The 18,327-nt window shown below is 69.9% G+C and carries 19 protein-coding genes, 1 tRNA gene and 1 riboswitch; of the genes, 6 read left to right on the top strand and 14 right to left on the bottom strand.

Features of this window, described 5'->3' with window-relative positions; translation table 11 throughout:
* Positions 1-5: 5 nt before the first annotated feature.
* Positions 6-422: a DUF4383 domain-containing protein gene (locus WFH23_RS13495; protein ID WP_090149936.1), complete on the bottom strand. Its 417-nt coding sequence runs from the start codon at positions 420-422 to the stop codon at positions 6-8.
* A 231-nt stretch (positions 423-653) separates the two neighbouring features.
* On the opposite strand from WFH23_RS13495, the gene WFH23_RS13490 reads away from it, so the two are divergent.
* From WFH23_RS13490 to WFH23_RS13480, 3 genes are read left to right on the top strand one after another with little or no spacing between them, the layout of a single operon-like run.
* A complete protein-coding gene (locus WFH23_RS13490) occupies positions 654-1,895 on the top strand; it encodes a type III polyketide synthase (protein WP_336662915.1) in 1,242 nt (413 codons plus the stop codon).
* A 7-nt stretch (positions 1,896-1,902) separates the two neighbouring features.
* Positions 1,903-2,676 (top strand): methyltransferase domain-containing protein, encoded by a 774-nt coding sequence (locus WFH23_RS13485; RefSeq protein ID WP_336662914.1) that lies wholly within the window; start codon positions 1,903-1,905, stop codon positions 2,674-2,676.
* Positions 2,673-3,911, top strand: a complete 1,239-nt coding sequence (locus tag WFH23_RS13480) for an FAD-dependent oxidoreductase (protein ID WP_336662913.1) — start codon at positions 2,673-2,675, stop codon at positions 3,909-3,911. Before WFH23_RS13485 ends, WFH23_RS13480 begins: the two co-directional genes overlap by 4 nt.
* Here WFH23_RS13480 and WFH23_RS13475 read toward each other — a convergent pair.
* The 3 genes from WFH23_RS13475 to WFH23_RS13465 are packed head-to-tail and all read right to left on the bottom strand — an operon-like array spanning position 3,908 to position 6,554.
* Positions 3,908-4,654, bottom strand: a complete 747-nt coding sequence (locus WFH23_RS13475; protein ID WP_336662912.1) for an ABC transporter ATP-binding protein — start codon at positions 4,652-4,654, stop codon at positions 3,908-3,910. The two genes, WFH23_RS13480 and WFH23_RS13475, sit on opposite strands and share 4 nt — an antisense overlap.
* On the bottom strand, positions 4,651-5,487 hold the full coding sequence (locus tag WFH23_RS13470) for an ABC transporter permease (protein ID WP_336662911.1): 837 nt from the start codon (positions 5,485-5,487) through the stop codon (positions 4,651-4,653). Before WFH23_RS13470 ends, WFH23_RS13475 begins: the two co-directional genes overlap by 4 nt.
* Positions 5,488-5,495: 8 nt before the next feature.
* The gene (locus WFH23_RS13465; RefSeq protein ID WP_336662910.1) at positions 5,496-6,554 is read right to left on the bottom strand and encodes an ABC transporter substrate-binding protein; all 1,059 of its coding nucleotides are present in this window, start codon (positions 6,552-6,554) and stop codon (positions 5,496-5,498) included.
* A gap of 30 nt (positions 6,555-6,584) precedes the next feature.
* Positions 6,585-6,694: riboswitch (TPP riboswitch) on the bottom strand.
* A 60-nt stretch (positions 6,695-6,754) separates the two neighbouring features.
* Between WFH23_RS13465 and WFH23_RS13460 the strand changes: the two genes are divergently transcribed.
* Together WFH23_RS13460 and WFH23_RS13455 are read left to right on the top strand one after the other, a co-directional pair.
* Entirely contained in the window at positions 6,755-7,456 is a 702-nt protein-coding gene (locus WFH23_RS13460) for a YkoF family thiamine/hydroxymethylpyrimidine-binding protein (protein ID WP_336662908.1), read from the top strand.
* On the top strand, positions 7,453-8,760 hold the full coding sequence (locus tag WFH23_RS13455) for an NtaA/DmoA family FMN-dependent monooxygenase (protein ID WP_336662907.1): 1,308 nt from the start codon (positions 7,453-7,455) through the stop codon (positions 8,758-8,760). The genes WFH23_RS13460 and WFH23_RS13455 overlap by 4 nt, the downstream gene beginning before the upstream one ends.
* A gap of 41 nt (positions 8,761-8,801) precedes the next feature.
* Here WFH23_RS13455 and WFH23_RS13450 read toward each other — a convergent pair whose 3' ends face one another.
* The 9 genes from WFH23_RS13450 to WFH23_RS13410 all read right to left on the bottom strand — a co-directional run bounded on the left by WFH23_RS13450 (position 8,802) and on the right by WFH23_RS13410 (position 16,999).
* A complete protein-coding gene (locus WFH23_RS13450) occupies positions 8,802-9,761 on the bottom strand; it encodes a MurR/RpiR family transcriptional regulator (protein ID WP_336662906.1) in 960 nt (319 codons plus the stop codon).
* On the bottom strand, positions 9,758-10,603 hold the full coding sequence (gene phnE, locus WFH23_RS13445; protein WP_336662905.1) for a phosphonate ABC transporter, permease protein PhnE: 846 nt from the start codon (positions 10,601-10,603) through the stop codon (positions 9,758-9,760). Before phnE (WFH23_RS13445) ends, WFH23_RS13450 begins: the two co-directional genes overlap by 4 nt.
* Positions 10,600-11,409, bottom strand: coding sequence for a phosphonate ABC transporter, permease protein PhnE (gene phnE, locus WFH23_RS13440; protein ID WP_336662904.1), 810 nt, complete (start codon positions 11,407-11,409; stop codon positions 10,600-10,602). The genes phnE (WFH23_RS13445) and phnE (WFH23_RS13440) overlap by 4 nt, the downstream gene beginning before the upstream one ends.
* Positions 11,406-12,242, bottom strand: a complete 837-nt coding sequence (phnC, locus tag WFH23_RS13435) for a phosphonate ABC transporter ATP-binding protein (RefSeq protein WP_336662903.1) — start codon at positions 12,240-12,242, stop codon at positions 11,406-11,408. The genes phnE (WFH23_RS13440) and phnC overlap by 4 nt, the downstream gene beginning before the upstream one ends.
* A gap of 14 nt (positions 12,243-12,256) precedes the next feature.
* On the bottom strand, positions 12,257-13,270 hold the full coding sequence (gene phnD, locus WFH23_RS13430) for a phosphate/phosphite/phosphonate ABC transporter substrate-binding protein (protein WP_336662902.1): 1,014 nt from the start codon (positions 13,268-13,270) through the stop codon (positions 12,257-12,259).
* Between the two features lie 8 nt (positions 13,271-13,278).
* Complete coding sequence (locus WFH23_RS13425; RefSeq protein WP_336662901.1) at positions 13,279-13,986, bottom strand: HAD family hydrolase; 708 nt, start codon at positions 13,984-13,986, stop codon at positions 13,279-13,281.
* A gap of 83 nt (positions 13,987-14,069) precedes the next feature.
* A complete protein-coding gene (locus WFH23_RS13420) occupies positions 14,070-14,726 on the bottom strand; it encodes an amino acid deaminase (RefSeq protein ID WP_336662899.1) in 657 nt (218 codons plus the stop codon).
* Positions 14,727-14,799: 73 nt separating this feature from the next.
* Positions 14,800-15,600 carry a glycerophosphodiester phosphodiesterase family protein gene (locus tag WFH23_RS13415; protein WP_336662898.1) on the bottom strand — a complete coding sequence of 267 codons (801 nt, stop codon included), beginning with the start codon at positions 15,598-15,600 and terminating at the stop codon, positions 14,800-14,802.
* A 37-nt stretch (positions 15,601-15,637) separates the two neighbouring features.
* On the bottom strand, positions 15,638-16,999 hold the full coding sequence (locus tag WFH23_RS13410; protein ID WP_336662897.1) for a cytochrome P450: 1,362 nt from the start codon (positions 16,997-16,999) through the stop codon (positions 15,638-15,640).
* 134 nt (positions 17,000-17,133) lie between these two features.
* On the opposite strand from WFH23_RS13410, the gene WFH23_RS13405 reads away from it, so the two are divergent.
* Positions 17,134-18,108: a DUF4031 domain-containing protein gene (locus WFH23_RS13405; protein WP_336662896.1), complete on the top strand. Its 975-nt coding sequence runs from the start codon at positions 17,134-17,136 to the stop codon at positions 18,106-18,108.
* A gap of 99 nt (positions 18,109-18,207) precedes the next feature.
* Here the strand turns inward: WFH23_RS13405 and WFH23_RS13400 are convergent.
* Positions 18,208-18,282: transfer RNA gene (locus WFH23_RS13400), tRNA-Gln, on the bottom strand.
* Positions 18,283-18,327: the final 45 nt, after the last annotated feature.

The raw sequence follows: 18,327 nt of genomic DNA, 5'->3' as shown, positions 1-18,327 counted from the left end.
GCATGTTAGATCGCCGGACGCGTCGCGGGCTCGACGTGCTTGTCGGCCGCGATGGCGACGACGAGCAGCACGAGCGCGCTGCCGAGGTGGAGGATGTGGTCGGCGGTGTTCAGCGCCAGGATGTTCGCAGCGGTATCGGCGATGAAGAAGCCGACGATGCCGAGCAGGAGGTACACGGCACCCACGGTGCCGTTGACGCCCTTCGCAGCGCGAACGTTCGCGAGGCCGGCGAGCAGCAGGGCCGCACCGATCAAGAGGTGGGCGATGTTGTGCAGCGGGTTCACCTCGAAGATACCGAGGAGCAGACCGCCCTCGGTCGCGACAAAGCCCACTCCACCGGTGACGGCGAAGCCGAGCAGGCCGACCAGGACGTAGACCGCGCCGAAGATCACTCCGAGAATGCGATTAGGTGAGTTCTTCACGACGTTCTCCTTCTATATTCATTGGAGGTGACGATGTCGGCACAGCGCATGTCACCGGGTTGTCTTAGTGTGAGTGCTTCGGAGCCCTCCCACTAGGTGGTTGCGCCTGGGAGACGATATGCAGTAAGTTCCCAGCTTTCTGAGTCGGGGCGTGCGACCACGCGGTCTCGGAATGCCGCGATCCCTGTCAAGCCCCGAGTGCCGCGCTGGCAGCACCACTAGGTTTGCCTCATGGTCACGCAGATCCTCGCCATCGGTACCGCAGTCCCGTCCGCGCGCTTGGCACAGGCGCGCACCCGAGATTTCTTCGCCGCCCAGCCCGGAGTCGACCGGCTCACCGCCAGACTCATCGGAGCGGCGTTCGATCAGTCGGCGATCGACACCCGATATTCCGTCATCGGCAGTCTCGACTCCGACAACGGCCCGTCTGCGAACTCGGACGTGTTCATGGAGGATCACGAGCTTCTCCGCTCCCCCTCGACCGGCGAACGGAATCTGGTGTACCGGCGAGAAGCGCCGCCCCTCTCCGCAGCCGCGGCCCGGGACGCCCTCGAACGAGCCGGTCTCTCGGCGGCCGACGTGACGCACGTCGTCACCGCGTCGTGCACCGGATTCTTCGCGCCGGGCCCCGATTACCTGCTCGTGCGCGAGCTCGGCATCCCGACGAGCGCCGAGCGCACCAATATCGGATTCATGGGATGCGCCGCAGCGTTCCCCGCGCTGCGCGCCGCCACGCGGATCGCCGACGCGCAGCCGGGATCCGTCGTCCTCGTCGTCTGCACCGAACTCTGCTCGCTCCACATCCGCTCCTCCAACGATCCCGAGCAGATCGTCGCCTCCGCGGTGTTCGGCGATGGATCGGGGGCGGCGATCGTGGCCTCCGATCCGATGGCGGCACGACGCTCGACGCCCGTGCTCGACGTCGGGGCATTCTCGACCGCGCTCACCTCTGAGGGCGAGGAGGACATGGACTGGACGATCGGAGACCAGGGATTCGAAATGCGATTGACCGCCAACGTCCCGCGCATCATCGGGCGGGAGATTGCGTCTGTGGTGGGACCGATGCTCGGTCGCGACGCCACGGGAGCCGTCTCCGGCATCGACGCGTGGGCCGTGCATCCCGGAGGGCGGAGCGTGCTCGACCGGGTGCAGAGCGGCCTCGATCTCCCGGACGACGCGATGCTCCCGTCCCGCGAGGTGCTCCGGGAGTACGGCAATATGTCGAGCGCGACGATCCTGTTCATTCTGCAGCGCATCCTCGCCGACGATTCGCTCGCCGACGGTGCGACCGTGGCGGGGCTGTGCTTCGGCCCGGGCTTGACCGTGGAAACGGCGCGGTTCACCCGCGTCGCCGCGCGCACTGAGCAGGCCCAGACCATCCCTGAAGCCGATGTGACGGGTGCCACGGGAATCCCCGTCGGCGCTGCGGCGAGCGCCCCGGCGACCAATACGGCATCGCGCAACGCGGTCTGATCCGGCCGTGGCTGTCACGATGGAGCGCAGGACGTTCGTTTCGCTCGCCGAGCGAGACACCCGGCTGACGGAGATCATGGACGATCCCTCGTGCGACGCGGGCCGGCTGCGCCGCACGCTGCAGGGGTTCGACGCGGTCAATCGCGCTGTCTCGTCATGGGGCCGGGTCTACCGCACCCACATCCGTCCCGCGCTCGAGGCTGCGTCGCGCTCGACGAGCGGATCCGCGCCTCATCTGCGGATACTGGACGTGGGATGCGGCGGCGGAGATGTGCTGCGGCGGATCGTTCGGATGGCCGCCCGCGACGGGTACGCAGTGCAGGGAGTCGGGATCGACCCCGATCCGCGCGCCATCGCGGTGGCGAGAAACGCGCGGCGTGTTCCCGGGGTCGAATACCGCGAGTGCTTCTCTTCGGAACTGGTGGCCGCGGGTGAGGGATTCGACGTCGTGGTCTCGAACCATCTCCTCCATCACCTGTCCGAACCCGAGTTCCGCGGGCTGCTCGCCGATTCCGAGGCTCTCGCTTCAAGGCTCGCCGTGCATTCCGATATCGCTCGCGGTCGACTCGCCTACGCTGCATTCGCCGTGGGCGCGGTGCCGGTGAGCGCCGGCACCCTCCTGCGCGTCGACGGGCTTCGGAGTATCCGTCGCAGCTACACCAGAAGCGAGCTGTCGCACGTGCTGCCGCCGCGGTGGCGGGCGGAGCAGGTCAACCGGTTCCGGCTCCTCGCGGTGCACCGCCCCGATCAGGAGGGCGTCGAGCTGCGGGGCGAGCGGTGAGCGTCACCGCCTGCGATGTCCTGGTGGTCGGTGCCGGGCCGAGTGGTTCGCTCGTCGCCTCCGAACTGCATCGTCTGGGGGTCGAGGTCGTCGTGCTCGAGCAGCGCGCCGATGCGTCGCCCGGTTCTCGCGCGATCGGCGTTCATCCTCCGGTGCTCGCCGCGCTGGAGGCGGGCGGTGCGACGGAGCGCATTCTCGCAGAGGCTGTGCGGATTCCCCGCGGTATCGCCGTCGCCGCCGGTCGCACGGTCGGCGAGGTGCGCTTCGACCGCCGCCCATCGCGCTTCCCGTTCGTCGCCTCCGTCCCCCAGGCGGTCACCGAGGCTGCGGTGGCCGCGTACGGGCCGATTCCGGTGCGTGGCGTGCGCGTCGTGGGCGTGCACCCCACGCCGGAGGGGGTGCACGTGCACGCGTTGGACGCTGACGGAGCATCGCGCACCTGGTTCGCCCGCACCCTGATCGTGGCTGCTGGTGCATCCGGGCGGCGTCTGCTGAGCGGGTTGTTCACCGGGCGTTCGCGGGCCTATCCCGACAGGTATCTCATGACCGATCTGAGCGCTGCTCCCGGGCAGCCGGAGGGCACGGCGGTGATCACCCTCGGCGCGTGCGGCGTCGCGGAGTCGTTTCCTCTGCCTGGCGGCCGACGCCGCCTGGTGGCGAGGATCGCGTCGGATCCGGAGCATCCGAACGCCGAGCGCGCGGCAGGCGACGGCGAACGACTCGCCGAGGCGATCGCGACGCGCATGCTGGCCCCCGCTCTCGCAGCGCACGTGAGCGAGGCGAGCCGTTTCAGCATCCGCCGCGTCCTGCTCGATCGCATGGTGTTCGCCGGTTCCGTCATCGCGATCGGTGATGCCGCGCATGAGGTGAGCCCGATCGGCGGCCAGGGCATGAACCTGGGGCTCCTCGATGCCGCGACGCTCGCTCCGGTGCTCGCACAGGCTCGCCGCGGCCCTCACCGCGACCGGCAACGGCGCACGGCGCCGGATGGTGACGGTTCCCACCGCGCCGCGCTCGCGCGGTGGGAGCGCGGCAGACTCGCCTCCGCGCGAACTGCGGCCCGGCTCGCCGCGTTCAACACGTCATTGGGCCGACCGTGGCCGAGGCGACTCGCATCGGTCTCCGCCGCCGCACTCGATGCAGCGCTGCGCACTCCGCTCGCCGGACTGCCCGAGCGAGCGTACGCGATGGGGTTCGATCGTGCGGCCCGCGGCGCGGCTGACCGGCTGCCCTAGCCCGCCGACCGCAGCAGTGCGTGCAGCTCCGCTTCGAGCGGCGGCACCCTCGGATCGGTCAGCATTCCGGTGGCGCGCGGAATCTCTCGGGAGACCGCCACCTCCCCGGCCAGGGCACCGGGGGTTCTGGGAAGCACGAGCACGCGATCGGCCAGGCGCACGGCTTCGCGAATATCGTGCGTGATGCACACGATCGTCCACCCGGAATCTCGCCACATCTCGAGCAGCCAGCGTTGCAGATCGTCGCGGGTGATGGCGTCGAGTGCGCCGAACGGCTCGTCGAGCAGCAGGATCGGTTGCTCCTGCACGACGGCTCGGAGGAACGAAACGCGCTGGCGCATTCCGCCGGAGAGCTGCCGCGGGTATCGGAACTCGGTACCCGCGAGACCGAACGGCTCGAGGAGCTCACGTGCGCGACGCCGCGCTTCCCGTCTGCTCACGCCCTGCACTTCGAGCCCGATGGCCGCGTTCTCGACGACTCTCCGCCACGGCAGCAGCGCATCGCGCTGCGGCATGTAGGCGAATGGCCGACGCCGCTGCGGCAGCGGCGCACCCGCGAAGCGGATCTCCCCGGAGTCGGGATGCAACGCGCCGGTGAGGAGCGACAGCAGCGTCGACTTCCCGCTCCCGCTCGCGCCGATGATCGCGACGATCTCGCCGTCGTCGACGTCGAAGGAGACGTCTTCGAGTACGACCTGATCGGCGAAGCACTTGCCGACGCCGCGGACCTCGAGCAGCGTCACGATCGCGTCCCCCGGTGCGTGCGATCCCGTCCCTGTTCGATGCGCAGCCACGGCGCCACCACGCGCTCGGCGAGTACGACGATGCCGAACAGGCACAGGGTGAGCAGCGTGCTGACGCCGACTGCGGCGAGCACCAGGTCGGTGCGGAAGACGTTCTTCGCCGACTGCATGTAGACGCCGAGGCCGGCGACGGCTCCCGCGTACTCGGCGAAGATCGCGCCGACCACCGCATAGGTGATCGAGATGCGCAACGCCGAGAAGAACGAAGCCGTCGACGCCGGGAGCCTGACCAGGCGGAACACCGTCGCCCGCGACGCACCCATCGATGCGAGCAGGCGTTCGGCCTCCGGGTCCGCCTCCGCGAACCCGCGCAGCAGCCCGACCACCATCGGGAAGAATGTGACGAAAGCGACGAGCAGGATCTTCGGGAGCAGGCCGAAGCCGAACCAGAGCACCACGAGCGGTGCGAGCGCGATGAGCGGCAGGGTCTGGCTCACGACGAGCAGTGGGAGCAGAGCGCTGCGCAGGATCCGCGAGAAGTCGAGCACGGTCGCCGTCACCCAGGCGACCGATACCGACAGGGCGAATCCCGCGACGGTCGCGATCAGCGTCGGGATCGCGTGCCGCAGGAGCGCGGTGCGCTCGGCGGCACCGGCGCTCACCACGCGCGTCGGAGCTGGCAGCATCTCCGCGGGCACGAGGCCCGCAGCGGCCACTCCCTGCCACGCGGCGAGCAGCAGCAGGAACGCGATCGTCGGCGCCGCGATGAGGGCGAGTCGTTCTGACCACGAACCGCCGGTTGCGAAGAGCCCCCGTCGGACACTGCGCATCATGCGGGTGTTCACCCCAGGTACGCGTCGGTGGCGTACTCGCTCCAGTCGGGTTGCTCCGTGAGCGGCCGCCCCTCCGCGTCGGTCAGGAATCCGCCGTCGAAGAGAAACGCGCCGAACGCGTCCCACGCCTCGGGGTCGATCGCGCCGATCTCGCGTTCGGGAGAGGTGAGGTAGTCCTCGGCGAGCAGCCGGGCGCTGGCATGGACGAGCTCGTCGGCCGCGCCGAGGGTGTCGGGGTTCGCCGCGATGAGCAGTTCGGCCGCAGCGTCGGGCTGTTCGGCCGCGTACGCGTAGCCGCGGGCGACCGCCTGCACGAACGCGCGGGACTCCTCCGGGTGCGCTTCGAGATATGCCTCGCTCGACACGATGCCGGTGGACTGCTGCTCCGGCACCCCGAAGTCCTGATACCCGAATTCGCGGTACGGGTGGCCGTCGAGCTCTGCCTGCAGATTCTCCCACGTCGCGACCGACAGCGTGAAGTCGATGCGGCCCTGCGAGAGCGCCTCGTAGGCGCCCGTGTCGAGCACCACCTCCTCGAACGACCCCTCGCCGCCGTCGCCCTCGATCGTGGCGCGCGCGAGGGCGCTGTAGAGCGGTGAGCCGAAGCCGCCGAACGTCATGCCGTCGAGATCGGCGGGGCGGTCGACGTCAGCACGATCCGCCAGAGTGACCAGACGCCCCGAGTCCCGCTGCGTGACGCGATACACCGACACGAGGTCGAGCCCGGCGGTGCGCGCCACCTGAACGGTCGACTGGCCGCCGATCCCGAAATCGGCTTCGCCGGCGGAGACCAGCTGGGTCGCCGGGGTCGAGCCGTACGGCAGTATCTCGACGTCGAGTCCCGCCTCGTCGAAGTACCCGAGCTCGTCGGCGACGTACACGCCGATGTGGTTCGTGTTCGGCGCCCAGTCGAGGGCGAAGGTGACCCGGGTGCTGCCGGCGTTCTCCCCGGCGCTCGCGCCGTTCGGCGCCGCCGCGGTGCTCGCGCAGCCGACGAGTGCGATCGCAGCCGTCGACAGCAGCGCGGCCGCGCGGGTCAGGGTGCGGGTATGGGTGTGATGGCGCATGAATGCGTGCCCTTCCGTTTCGTTCGGGCACGGGTTCGTAGAGTGTCTCCCTGCGCTGGCATGATCCAGATCAGGTTCGACGGTCGAAAGCTGTGGACTTTCCTCTCAGCCCGGCCTACCGGACTCCCGTGTGAGGTTCACCCTAGCAACATCCCGCCACCCGCTCCACGACGCACGCGATCGTCGCCTAGGGTTGGGGCGTGACTTCAGCGACGCATCCGACGCCCACTCCCGAGCAGTACGGCGTTGGAGCGCGCTTCACGCTCTCGGTCTACGACTCGGACTACGTGCGCATCATCCTGGGGGCACTCGGCTCGGCCGACACCACCGGCCTCACCATCGAGACGAATGACATCTCCACGTTCGTGACCGGCGGCGAGCAGCGCGTGCTCGCCTACGTGCAGAGCGTCGTCGCCGCGGCCGCGCGAAGCGGCGCGCATCTGTCCGCCGCGATCCTGCTCTCCCGCGGCTGCCCGGGAGAACTGCAGTGCGCGCTTCCGCCCGGCGTGCACGCGCTCGCCGCCGCTCCGATCGCGCTCCCCGAGAGCGGCGTTCGCGCTCGGGCGCACTGGTCGCTGTATCCGCTGCTCGACGCAGGATCCGCATCGCCTGCGGCGGTCGCGAGTGCCGCAGCGCCCGCCGCCCCAGTCGACCACATGACGCCGATCTATGCCGCGATCGATCAGGCGAAGGCGTCGGGGGTCTACTCGGGCTCCGATCACTACGCGACCCGGCTCGACGGAGACCTCTCCGCGGTGCTCGAGACGGCCGCGAACGCCTGGATCGGAGTCGGCGCGCAGGTGCAGCACGTGGTGACGCACCTCACCGTCTCCATCAACAGCCCGTCGGTGGTCGGCACCGCCGCGCCTCCGGCGACCGAGCCCGAGTCGCGCGCCTCATGAAGCGGGGCATGCACCTCGTCGGCATGGTGAATCCGCCCACGAGCCAGTACGCCGAGAACTGGCGCAATCCGCTCAGCCGCGCCGACTGGTTGAGCGGGTCGTTCACGGCGGATCTCGGACGCACACTCGAGCGCGGCTGCTTCGACATGATCTTCTTCGCGGACGCGCTCGCGGTGCCGGAGGACGGCGCCGGCGACTACGCCACGACCCTCCGCACCGCCGGGAAGGGGGCGATCTACCTCGACCCGATCGCCAAGGCGGCGCTCGTCGCCGGGGTGACGTCGCGCATCGGCATCGGCGCGACCGTGTCGACGAGCTTCGTGCCCGCGTACGCCATCGCCCGTCAGCTGCTCTCCGTCGACCACCTGTCTGGCGGACGAGCCGCATGGAATATCGTGACGTCGACGACCGATGCCGAGGCGCGCAATCTCGGTCATGCAGGCATCGCGGCGCCCGGCCAGCGCTACGACCACGCCGACGAAGTCGTGCAGACCGTCGTCGAGCTGTGGCAATCGTGGGAGCCCGATGCGCTCGTGCACGACCAGACGGCAGGCGTCTTCGCCGACCCGTCGCGCGTGCATCGGGTCGGCGAAGGGCTCTCGCGTGGTCCGCTCACCCTGCCGCAGAGCCAGCAGGGCCACCCGGTGCTGATGCAGGCCGGCTCCTCGACCCGCGGCAGGGCCTTCGCGGCGCGCTGGGCCGAGGTCGTCTTCGCGATCGGCGACTCCCCCGAGGCCATGCGGGAGCTGCGCACCGAGATCCGCGACCGGGCCCGCGTCGATCACGGTCGTGATCCCGATGCCATTCGCGTGCTGCAGGGCGTGCAACCGATCGTGGGGTGGACCGACGCGGAGGCTGACGCGAAGCTCGCCGCGCTGGTCGCGCAGATCGACCTGCCGAGCGCGCTCGCGAAGCTCGAGCGGCTGCTGCACGCCGAGTCCCTCGACCCCGCGGCTCCCGCGACTGAGATACTCGCCGCGCACCGCGGCGCCACCGGCAGCGCCGGGTTCGAAGACATGCTGGCAGCGGTGAGCGAGCGGCGTCGCTTGACGGTCGCCGAGCTCGCGATCGAGCAGGCCCTCAACCAGCTGCACCCGCAGCTGGTGGGGTCGCCCGCGACGATCGCCGACGAGCTGCAGCACCTCTTCGAGAGCGAGGCCGCCGACGGTTTCATCATCATGCCAGCCCTCTACCATTCGTCGTTCGAGGATTTCGTGAACGGCGTGGTTCCCGAGCTGCAGCGACGCGGCGTCTTCCGCAGCGCCTACACGGGCTCGACGCTGCGCGAGCATCTCGTCGGCTGAGAGCTGCGCGGCCGCCCTCGCCCGCCGGTCGGGCGCTTCGCCTACTCCTCCAGCGCGTCGGCGAGCACGGTGAGCACTGCGGAGCGCGCGTCGCGGCCGCGGTCGCCGCGCATCTCGACGAATGCGTCGACGAGATGCTCGGTCAGCAGCATCAGCGCCGCACGCGAGGTGTGGATGAGCTCGTCGTGGAAGCTCCCGCCCACGGGCGGCACCACCAGCGTGACATCCGACAGCTTCTCGACAGCTGATCGCGCGAATGATGTGATCGCGATGACTCGCGCGCCGCTCAAGCGCGCGGCCCCCATCACGTCAAGGGTCGCCCGGTTCGCTCCCGAGCCGGAGAACACCGCGCACACCGACCCGGCCCCGAGCTGCCGAGCGGCGATCTGCTGCGCCATCGGATCTGCGAACTGCTCCACAGAGCGCCCGGCCGAGTTGAGCCGCATGGCGAAGTCGAGGCCGATCGGGCTCGACAGGCCGTTGGCGACGACGAGCAGCCGGTCGGCCGAGTCGAGCGCCTGCACGAACGCGTCCACCGCTTCCGGCGTGAGCGCCGCCATCGAGTCATCGAGACGGGCGGCGAGCTGCGCGATCCTCACCCGCAGTGCGCCGAGGATCGTGGGGTCGATCGCATCGCCACGAGCGCCGCTTCCCGCTCTTCCTGCGGCGCCACCCGCGCCACCCGCGCCTGCCGCCCCCGTCGTGCCCCGGCCCGCCGCAGTCCCGGCGACCGCAGCGCCCTCGAGGGCGAGCTCCTGCACGAGGGCGACGCGCAGCTGCGGGTACCCGTCGTAGCCGAGGGACTGGGCCGCGCGAATCACCGTGGTGCGCCCCACCCCGACCCGCTCGGCGAGCGCCTGCGCCGTGCACTCGACCGCGCGCTCCCGGTCGGCCGCGATGGCTTCGACGACGCGGCGCTCGGTGCGCTGCAGCGCGGGAGCGAGCGAGGCGATGCGCGCACTCGGCCGGGCGTCGGGTGAACCCTGCCACGTGGTGGTCATCTGCTTCCGTTCATGATGCGGCGACGAATGGTTCCCGAGACGGCGTCCATGAGCATCGTCGCCGCGATGACGACGATGAGCAGCATGCCGACGGTGTCCCACTGCCGGTAGTTCGTGTAGTTCGACAGCATACTTCCGATACCGCCGGCGCCCACGAGTCCGAGTACCGCGGAGGTGCGGATGTTGATCTCGAATCGATACAGCGCGAACGAGAGGAGCGCGGGGGCGACGGCCGGCCAGATCGCCCACCTGGTCACGTCCGCGGTAGTGCCGCCCGCTGCGCGCACGGCCTCGACCGCACCCTCCTGCGCTGACTCGACGGTCTCGTACACCCATTTGCCCTGGGTGCCGATCCCCGCGATCGCGAGTGCGAGCGCTCCCGTCAGCGGCGTCAACCCGGTGACGGTGAGCAGCACGAGCGCGATGATCACCTCGGGAACGGCGCGCAGCACCGCGAAGATGCCGCGCAGCAGCGCTCGCACCCAAAGCGGCCCGACGCCGTTCGCGGCGAGCATCCCGAGCGGAATCGACACGGCGACGCAGAGCATGGCGCCGATCCACGCCATCGAGATCGACCGCCACGTCTCGAACAGCGCGCGCGGCAGCTTCTCCCAGTTCGGAGCCTCGAACATCAGCCGGAGATAGTGGGCGACCTGGCCGGGAACCGACGGAAGGTCGCTCCACGAGATCTGCAGCGTGCCTGCCGCCGCAAGCACGACGAGCGCCGCCGCGATCGCCCACGCCGTCGCCGCGACGCGCGAAGGCCGCGGCGGAAGGTCGCGCGAGCCCGGCAGGGGCGCAGTGGGTGCGCCTGGCACCGGGGCGTTCAGCATCACGGTCATACGAGCCTCCGGCGCAGCAGATTGGAGAGGACCTCGATGGCGATGACCACGACGAGGATCTCGAGGATGATGACGGAGACATCGGAGTAGGCGTAGAACCCCCGCCGCTCATCGAGCAGACGCCCGATGCCGCCCGCGCCAACGATGCCGAGAATCGCCGATACGCGCACGTTGAGTTCGAGCGCGTAGAGCCATTGATTCGCGAACAGCGGCCAGGCCTGCGGCAGTGCCGTCGCCCGGTTGATCTGGAACTGCGTGCCTCCAGCAGCACGCCCCGCCTCCATGTAGCGGTGATCGGCGGCATCGATCGCCTCGGAGACCAGCTTCACCACGATGCCGATGTTGAAGAGGAAGAGCGTGATGACGCCCGGCAGTGCGCCGACGCCCACCATCGCCACGAGCACGGTGGCGAACACCAGGTCGGGCACGGCGCGGTTCACATTGTTGAGCGTGCGCACGACGCCCCGAGTGACGCGATTCGGGTTCGTCGGAGCCGCTGCCCACAGCGTGAGCGGGATCGAGCACAGCGCCGCGGCGGCCGCGCCGACGAGCGCCATCTGCAGCGTCTCGAGCAGCGGCGCCAGGGTGCGCGGCACGAAGGCGAAGTTCGGTTGCGCGAGCTGCACGAGCTTCGTCACGCCGTTGCGCCAGTGCTTCGCGATCGCCGCGAGATCGAGCTCGATGCCGCCGATCGCCGGCAGGCAGGTCGCGATCGTGAACGCCGCGATGGCGGAGACGATCAGCACCGTGCGCAGGGTGTGCCGCGGTTTCGACGGCACCTCGAGTTCGCGCAGAATCGCGGTCACGCCCGTTCTCCGAGGCGATCGCGCGGCTGGATCGGACGCCCGTAGATCTGCTCGAAGTCGGCGTCGGTCGCAGCGGCGGCTGATCCGTCGTACACGACGCGGCCGTCGCGCAAACCGATCATGCGGTTCGTGTACTGCCGCGCGAGGTCCATGAGGTGGATGTTCACGAGCACGGTGAGACCGCGCTCCGCGTTGATGCGCTCCAGGTCGGCCATCACCGCGTGCGCCGTGGGCGGGTCGAGGCTCGCGACCGGCTCGTCGGCGAGCATCACGCTCGGCTCCTGCGACAGTGCGCGGGCGATCGCGACGCGTTGTTTCTGGCCGCCGGAGAGCGCACCGGCGCGGTGCCACACCTTGTCGAGGATGCCGACGGAGTCGAGCGCGCGCAGCGCGATCTCGCGATCCTCAGCGCTTGGAATGCCGAGCAGCGTGCGGTACGCCGGGGAGTGCGCGAAGCGGCCGACCAGGGTGTTGCGGTAGACGCTCGCCCGCTCCGCGAGGTTGAACGCCTGGAAGATCATTCCGATGTGCCCGCGTGCCTCCCGGAGCCCGCGACCCCGCAGCTCTGAGATGCGGTGCGGGCCGACCGTGACGCTTCCCTCGGTGGCGCCGACGAGACCGTTGATGGTGCGGATGAGGGTGGACTTACCGGATCCGGAGAGCCCGACGATCGACACCATCTCGCCGGGCTCGATGCTCAGCGAGACATCGCGCAGAGCACGTGTGCCGGTGGGATAGGTGACCGAGACGCGGTCGAGGGCGATGCGCCACGAGGCGGCGTCCGGCGTGCACCGGCCGCTCGCCCCGCGGCGCTCATCGAGTGAGTGTGACATGTACTTGGTTCTGGTCAGTTGGAGAACTCGCCCAGGATCTCGCCGTAGCGCGCGATCTCGTCTTCGGCGGTCTCGGTGGTCCATCCCGAAAGTCCGACGAGGTCGAACATCACGGCCTCGGCTTCCTCAGAGGAGTCGGCGTACTCGGCCATCAATTCGGTGAGCTGCTCGACGAGATCGGCGGGCAGCGACGGGGCGACCGCGACGCCGCCGTTCGGAATCATCTCGGTGTAGGCGAACGCCGTGACCTTCTCCGCCACATCGGGGGCCTCGGCCGTCACGGTCGTGCGAGCATCCCAGTAGCCGAAGCTCACCTCGGCGTCGCCGTTCGCGACCGCGAGCACGGCGTTGTTGTTGCCCTCCACCGGCACCTGCTCGATGTCGGCGTCGGTGTCGATGCCGGCGTCGCGCATGGCGACGACCGGGTACTGGTAGCCGGCGGGCGAGGTCGCCGCCTGCAGTGCGACCCGGGTGCCCTCGTCGATCTTCTCGAGCGCGTCGATGCCGGCCGGGCCGGCACCCATCGCGTCTGCGCCGGCCGCTTCGGTGCCGTTGCAGTACGACAGCTCGATGTCGCTCGCGGCGTAGGTCGCCATCACCGGCTCGGCGTCGCAGTACTTGTCGGGATTGTTCGTGTACGCGACCGCGGCGTACGAGGTCGCGCCGAAGCGCACGTCGCGCAGCACCAGCTCGGCGTCGTACTGCTCGATGGCGTTGTACAGGGATCCCGCATCGGTGATGACGACCTGCGCCTGGTCGGCGCCGAGCGCTTCGACGGTCGCGGCGTAATCACTCGCGACGACGCCCTCGACCTCGATGCCCAACCCGTCGGAGAGATACGTCGTCAGTGGATCGAGTGCCTCGGCGAGGTCTTCGCCCTCGACCGACGGCACCAATGAGAGCGTGATGGAGTCGGGCCAGGCCTGCGCTTCGTCGGCTGACGACGCCGCCGAGTCGGTGGCGCTGCAACCGGCGAGACCGAGCGCGGCGACGGTGAGAGCGCCTACTGCGAGAACGGATGAACGCATGAGTGGGGTTACCTTTCGATACCGGATCCCGCGCCGAGCGGCGCGGACGTGCTGGATGCCGCAGACGCGGCCCAGGTGTGAAGGTCGGGGACGAGGTCGGCGAGCGAGCGCCCGCGCATCGTCACCGAAACTGGAGCGGTCGCTGCAGTCGCACCGACGAGAGCCGTGTCGGCGCCGAGAGCGGCCGCCGGCGCGAGGTCGAACTCGAAGATGTCGCCGATCGCGAGCACCGGTCCCTCGGCGATCAGCCGCTTGATGAGCCGCGCGAGGCCGACCGGCTTGCCGACGGTGTAGTGCAGTTCGTCGAAGCGATCCCGCACCCCCCAGGCGTCGAGCACGGCGGCGACGCCGGTCTCCGGCGCGTTCGTCGCGAGCACGAGACGGGCGGTTCGGCCCAGCCGCTCGAGCGCCGAGTCGAGGTCGGCGATCGTGTCGACGACGGCGAGGCCGCTGCCGAGACGTGTGCGGCTGCGCTCGTAGGCCGCGGCGCGATCGCCGTCGCTCGCGCCCGCTGCCTCGGCGAGAGATCCGACGATGTCGTATCCATCCCGATACGAGCTCGCGCCCGCGTCATAACGCGCGAGCTCGGCGTCGACGCGCTCGATGAAGCCCGGCTCGACTGCGGCGCCATCGGCCACGCACGCCGCGTACGCGCGGACGGGCCCGTGACCGATGGCCAGGGTGCCATCGAAGTCGAAGACGATGCTCGGTGCCATGCGCACTCCCTTACGATTTGGACGATGCATCCAAAGTTAGAGTGCGAAATGGACGAAATGTCTATCGCGGGATGAACACCGGGTTACGAGTCGGCGACCGCATTCCAACGCGGTGCGGGATACGCCTCGAATTCCGCGATGAGCTCCTGCCGGTCGCCTTCGTAGGGGAACGCGGTGATGAGCCGAAGGGGCTCGTCGACGTGGGTGACCGACGCCGCCGCGATCCCGTAGACGAGCGCCGCCGGACCGTCCGCCCCCGCACGCTCCACGAGCACGACACGGCTCAGACGCTCGCCGATCAGCGCCTCGCCGACAGGAGACCCCGCGATCGGGTGCCGCAGCGGAGGGAGCGCGGCCTCAGTGACGCGTTGGAGCGGCGTCGACTCGGGGTCGCGGAGCGGTGATCCGCGCCTCAGGTGAAACGCATCGTCGGAGCGACCGAGAGCCCTGGCCAGCTCGCCGTCCTGCCACCGCGCTCGCTTGAACCCGAACGGGGTCGCCACTTCGGAGAACCAGTAGCCGTAGACGTGGACCAAGCCAGCATGCCCCACCGGGAACTCGGCGTGCAGGCCCGCCGCCGCGTGCAGGGCGTCGAAGAGCGCACGACCGAACGAGGCCGTGTTCGTGTGCTCGTCGATCACGCTCGACGATCCCCACTCGGCGAGACGCCCGGCAGCCGCATCGTCGCGGACGCAGTCGAGCACGAAGGCGAGGTCAGGGGCAGGGTGCGGAGCGTTCACCCCACGACTATCGCATGCTCCCACGACGGCGGCGATCCCGCTCCGCAGCGGCGATCCTGCTCCGCACAGGCGATCACCGCGACCGGAGTGCGGCCACCGCGACGTCCGTGCGGTCCGTGACGACGCCGTCGACCCCCATCTCGAGCAGTTCTCGCATCCGCTGACCGTCGTTGACGGTCCACACATGCACTTCGACGCCGTGCGCGCGGGCTGCGGCGATGAGGCGCGGGGTGAGCACTCGGAACCGGCCGTGACGCTCCGGAATCTGCAGAGCGTCGAGTCCCGCGAAGGCTCGCTCGATCACACGCGGGGCTCCGCTGCCGACGGCGAGCAGCACACGCACCAGCGCACGCTTCCCCGGGGAGGTCGCTGGCAGCGTCGCCCGAGGTTCAGCCGCTGCGGCGGCGAGCGCTGCCCGGCGATAGGCGTCGGAGAAGCTCGTCACCAGCACCCGCGCTCCATGCGGGGCGACAGCTCTGCCGAGCGGTGCGGCGACCGCCCTCGATTTGACGTCGATGTTCCAGTGCGCCCGCGGAAACTCGGTGAGTGCCCGCTCGAGCGTCAGCAGCCCGCCGCGCGCGGCGAAGATCGCGTCGAGCTCGGCGAGATCGACCTGGGCGATGGCCCGTGAATCGTTCGCGACTCGCGTGAGGTCAGCATCGTGAGCGAGCACCACCACGCCGTCGCGCGTCAGGCGGCAGTCCGTCTCCAAGCAGTCGGCCCCTGCGGCGAGCGCAGCCGTGAAGGCGGCACGCGTGTTCTCCGCGACGCCGATGGCCGCGAGCTCCGAAGACACGAACCCTCGGTGCGCGATGATCCGCGGCCGCGCCCGGCCTGCGAGGTACGGGTGCTGCGTTGACTCATCAGTCGACATGCGATCACAGTAGCGGCTTTCCCGCGCTCGCCTGCGCTCAGTGGAACGGGCACTTCGCAGCGGCCGCCGCCGCGCGCACCTTGCCTCCCGAGGCCGGCTTCGTCGGCAGACGGCGTCGGTTCACCTCGAGGCCCTCGTCGAGTATGCGCACACGCGGGTCGCTCAGTGCCGCGGCCGCAGCAGCGAGCCCTGCAATGGCGAGCTTCTCCCCGGGGCAGCGGTGGCCCGTCGCGACACCCGCACCGCCGTGCGGGATGAAGGTGTCGATCGCCTCGTAGTCGTCGACCCCCAGGAATCGCGAGGGATCGAAGGCACCGGCCCGCTCCCACGAGCGGTCGTCGGTGTTCGTTCCGAGGATGTCGAGGACGACGCGCCCGCCCTTCGGCACCACTTCTCCGTCGACCTCGATGTCCGTCGTCGCCCAGCCGGGCAGCACCGGCACGAAGGGAGCAGTGCGGCGCACCTCCTGCGCGAAGGCGACGGCGACCGGGTCATCGACGAGGGCGCCGCCGCGCTCCTCCACCGACGCGGCGATGCGATCGCGCCACTCGGGCCGGTCGTGGAGTTCTTTCGCGGCGAACGCGACGAAGCGGGCGACGGCGACCATTGGACGGATGCAGTTCTGCAGCTCGATGCCGGCGAGATTCGCGGGGAGCAGCAGGTCGTTCTCGTCCCGGTGCCACGCCCAGGCGCGCAGCGCCGATCCTTCCGGAGCGTCGAGCTCGCCCCCGCGCACCGCCTCGATGAGCTTGCGCGCATGACGGTCGGACCACGCGCGATTCGCGGCTGCGAGCGGAAAGCTCGGCGAGTACGGCGCCCCGAAGCCGTCCACGATCTGCGCCATCCGCGCCGACCAGCGGGTGAGCGCCTCATCGGTGCCCGGCAGCCCGGCCCAGTGCATGATGGCGCGTCCGAGAGCCCCGGCTGCCGCGTCGTACGCGGACCGATCGCCGCCCGCGATCCACTCGTCTCGCTCGGCGCGCCACTCGCGTTCGAGCAGCGGCTTCAGCGCCTCGACCGCCGCGTCTTCGTACGCGACGTCGACGAAGGTCGCTTTCCGGTGACGGTGCTCTGTGCCGTCGAGGCTGTGCACTGATCCGTGGCCGAACAGCGTCTCCTGCACGAATGCCGGCATCGCCCCGTGGCGAGCAATGCGGTCGTTGTCGTAGAACGTCGCAACGCCTTCGGCTCCGCGTACGAGCAGCGCCTGCCGCCCCAGCAGCCGCATGGGTACCGCTCGCGCTCCCGCTCGGGTGCGGTCCCAGATCGTCGCACCGAAGCCGTACCCGCGGGTCATGAGCTTCGGTGCGTCGTCCTGCACCAGTTTCGCGATCCCGACGCGCGCCTTTCGCGCCGAGCGAGAGAGGGGGTCGGTGAGTACGGAAGGTGAAGTCGCCATGGAACCCATGGTCGCAGCGCCCGGGCTGAGCGGCCAGGGGGCGGCGTGCGGAAACCCGTTGTGGTAGGCGGTGAGCGTCGCTTCTGCCGACGCGGCTCCTCCGTGCACCGGTATGGGAGCGGTACGCTGAACGAATGGCGATCCTCATCGACCCGCCGGCTTGGCCCGCGCACGGCACCCTCTGGAGCCACCTCGTCTCGGATACGAGCACCGATGAACTGCACGCGTTCGCGCGGTTGCTCGGGTTTCCGCGTCGAAGCTTCGATCTCGACCATTACGACGTCGCCGCCGCGAATTTCGATCGTGCCGTGGCGCTCGGAGCACTGCCCGTGACGGGCCGCGAGGTGGTGCTTCGACTGCGCGAGAGCGGGTTGCGAGTGCGCCAGGTGGATCGCGATGCGGTCACTCCCCTGCGCCGCCGGCAGTACCTCCACGAGCAGTGGGGCGTGCTGGGCGTGCAGCTCGGGGTCGCGAGCACCGCCGTCGATGCGTGGCGGAAACTCGGTGACGATCTGCTCGTGCGGTGGAACGAGCCGCACCGCAGGTACCACGACGAGCGCCACCTCGAAGATGTGCTGCTCGCTCTCGACCATCTGGAGACTCGCGGGGAACGCGTCTCCCCCGCGACGCTGCTGGCGGCCTGGTTCCACGACGCGGTGTACACGGGAGCCACCGGTGATGATGAGCGCGGCTCTGCATCGCTCGCCGTCTTGGCGCTTGCAGCGCTCGGTCTCGGCGCCCGCCTCATCGACGAGGTGTGCGCGAGCATCCTCGCGACCACTCCCGGCGACGGCGACCGCGAGGGCGACGGCGACGGCGACGAACGATGCGGCCAGCCGGAGACGCGGCCCGCCACCCCGGTCGCGCACCTGCTCGATGCGGATCTCTGGATCTTCGCATCGTCTCCGTCTCGCTATGCGGAGTACGCAGCGGCCGTGCGCTCGGAGTACGCGCACGTTCCCGACGCGGACTTCGCGGCAGAACGCGCCCGCATTCTCGAGGCGTACCTCGATCGGCCGTCGGTGTACGTCACCGCCGCCGCGCGCCATCTGTGGGAATCGCGTGCGCGTGCCAACGTCGCTGCAGAGGTCGCGCGCCTCCGGAGTTAGAACGGATACCGCGACTGCATCGGCTGTATCGGCGGTACCGGCGGGCGATTCGTCTCCGGGCGACACGCAAAAACCCCCGGCAGAGACCGGGGGTTGCACTGGCTGGGATACCAGGACTCGAACCTAGAATGACGGTACCAGAAACCGTAGTGTTGCCAATTACACCATATCCCAAAGCGGAAATCCGCGGCCCTGGAGGAGCGCGGCACCGAGAGTTAA

The organism is Leucobacter sp. USHLN154 (genome assembly GCF_037145595.1).
In the GTDB taxonomy this organism is placed as follows: Bacteria; Actinomycetota; Actinomycetes; order Actinomycetales; family Microbacteriaceae; genus Leucobacter; species Leucobacter alluvii.
The sequence above is the reverse complement of the archived record's forward strand: the minus strand, read 5'-3'. Positions and strand labels throughout refer to the sequence as shown.

Bases quoted from the DNA above. Each gene is read 5' to 3' on its own strand.
- WFH23_RS13490 (WP_336662915.1), top strand. From the start codon at position 654: ATGGTCACGCAGATCCTCGCCATCGGTACCGCAGTCCCGTCCGCGCGC.
- WFH23_RS13470 (WP_336662911.1), bottom strand. From the start codon at position 5,487: ATGATGCGCAGTGTCCGACGGGGGCTCTTCGCAACCGGCGGTTCGTGG.
- WFH23_RS13465 (WP_336662910.1), bottom strand. From the start codon at position 6,554: ATGCGCCATCACACCCATACCCGCACCCTGACCCGCGCGGCCGCGCTG.
- WFH23_RS13455 (WP_336662907.1), top strand. From the start codon at position 7,453: ATGAAGCGGGGCATGCACCTCGTCGGCATGGTGAATCCGCCCACGAGC.
- WFH23_RS13450 (WP_336662906.1), bottom strand. From the start codon at position 9,761: ATGACCACCACGTGGCAGGGTTCACCCGACGCCCGGCCGAGTGCGCGC.
- phnE (WP_336662905.1), bottom strand. From the start codon at position 10,603: ATGACCGTGATGCTGAACGCCCCGGTGCCAGGCGCACCCACTGCGCCC.
- phnC (WP_336662903.1), bottom strand. From the start codon at position 12,242: ATGTCACACTCACTCGATGAGCGCCGCGGGGCGAGCGGCCGGTGCACG.
- phnD (WP_336662902.1), bottom strand. From the start codon at position 13,270: ATGCGTTCATCCGTTCTCGCAGTAGGCGCTCTCACCGTCGCCGCGCTC.
- WFH23_RS13425 (WP_336662901.1), bottom strand. From the start codon at position 13,986: ATGGCACCGAGCATCGTCTTCGACTTCGATGGCACCCTGGCCATCGGT.
- WFH23_RS13415 (WP_336662898.1), bottom strand. From the start codon at position 15,600: ATGTCGACTGATGAGTCAACGCAGCACCCGTACCTCGCAGGCCGGGCG.
- WFH23_RS13410 (WP_336662897.1), bottom strand. From the start codon at position 16,999: ATGGCGACTTCACCTTCCGTACTCACCGACCCCCTCTCTCGCTCGGCG.
- WFH23_RS13405 (WP_336662896.1), top strand. From the start codon at position 17,134: ATGGCGATCCTCATCGACCCGCCGGCTTGGCCCGCGCACGGCACCCTC.